We start from the raw sequence: 475 nt of genomic DNA on the forward strand, positions 1-475 counted from the left end.
GCCGACGGCACCCAGGAGCGACGTCGAAATCGCCTCACCTCGCGAGGTCCCGGTGGTCATCAGCGGGTTGACGCACACGTATGAAGGGGCGGATCGTGCCGCCCCTGACGGGTTGTCCCTGCGCATCGAGCCCGGGAGTGTCGTCGCCCTCGTCGGGCACTCCGGTGGTGGCAAGACGACCGCCCTGTCGTGTCTGCTCGGATTCATCGACCCCGATTCCGGGTCTATCCTCGTCGGCGATCGCGAGCTCATCGGAGCCGACGAATCGGTATGGCAGTCGTGGCGACGTCAGCTGGCCTACGTGCCCCAGGTGCCAGCGATGATGGCCGGTACGGTGGCCGAGAACATCCGTTTAGGGTGCTCGGATGCGCCCGAGGCCATGTTGCGCGACGCCCTGGATCGCTGCGGAGCCGCGACAATCCCGTTGGATAAGCGTATCGACGACGACGCCGAAGGTCTGTCCGCCGGGGAACGT

1 protein-coding gene is annotated in these 475 nt (G+C 66.5%); it reads left to right on the top strand.

The window, feature by feature from the left end; translation table 11 throughout:
* On the top strand, positions 1-475 hold a 475-nt coding region (locus FEF65_RS13265), incomplete at both ends, for an ATP-binding cassette domain-containing protein (protein ID WP_138240297.1).

The organism is Mariprofundus erugo, assembly GCF_005818865.1.
Classification (GTDB): domain Bacteria; phylum Pseudomonadota; class Zetaproteobacteria; order Mariprofundales; family Mariprofundaceae; genus Mariprofundus; species Mariprofundus erugo.